General features: G+C 50.0%; 2 protein-coding genes. Both read left to right on the forward strand.

Going from position 1 to position 880, the window contains the following annotated elements; translation table 11 throughout:
- Nucleotides 1-254, forward strand: a 254-nt coding sequence (locus FDX01_RS23365; RefSeq protein ID WP_249360861.1) for a lysis protein, incomplete at its 5' end; no start/stop codon positions are given.
- 280 nt (nucleotides 255-534) lie between these two features.
- Nucleotides 535-880 (forward strand): KilA-N domain-containing protein (locus FDX01_RS23370; protein WP_249360862.1); only part of this gene is annotated, 346 nt, incomplete at its 3' end.

Below are 880 nucleotides of genomic sequence, written 5' to 3' on the forward strand. Positions count from 1 at the left end.
CGAAGGAGCTTTCTGATGCTAATGCGACTATCGAAAGTCTCCGCGCTGATGTTTCTGCTGGTCGTAAGCGCCTGCAAGTCGCCGCCACCTGTGCAAAATCAACGACCGGAGCCAGCGGCATGGGCGATGGAGAAAGCCCAAGACTTACAGCAGATGCTGAACTCAATTATTACCGTCTCCGAAGTGGAATCGACAGGATAACCGCGCAGGTTAACTACCTGCAGGAGTACATCAATACGCAGTGCCTGAACTAACCGAGCAAATATTGACTATTGAGCAAATGAGCAATATAAATAGAGCATGCTGTAACACTTGTATCCGCTCTTAATATTTCGCTCTGGAAAAGAGCAGAATCAAGCCTCGCCATCGTGCGGGGCTTTTTTGTATCCGCATTTCACCGCGCACCGCAGCGCATTAAACCACGTCGAACCCAACCATTTGGAATGAGCCTTTGAGGAGTCAGTTAGTGCTGGCGAGCCTCGACGGGCTGATCTCCTATGCGGCAAAGGTTCATCTCAAAGTAAGGTAAACGCAATGACATACCCAACAGTTGCAGTAAACGGCGTATCCGTTCGAGTCGATGACGATGGCCGGTATAACCTCAACGACCTGCATGCAGCAGCAGTCTCCAATGGAGAGGCCACTGAATCACAGCGTCCAAGTAACTTCATTAAAAGCGCACAGATCAGACGCTTTGCTGACGAACTGACCGAAGCTACGAAAATAGCTTCGACTCGGGTAGTTAAGGGCGGCACTGAATCAGGTGTTTGGGGACTAGAGTTACTCGCAATTCGATATGCGGCCTGGTTGAGTCCGAAATTTGAAATCCGGGTGTATAACACCTTCCGTGAAGCGGTACTCAGCGGAATCACCAACATGT

The organism is Citrobacter sp. wls613, assembly GCF_005281195.1.
Taxonomy (GTDB): Bacteria; Pseudomonadota; Gammaproteobacteria; order Enterobacterales; family Enterobacteriaceae; genus Citrobacter; species Citrobacter gillenii.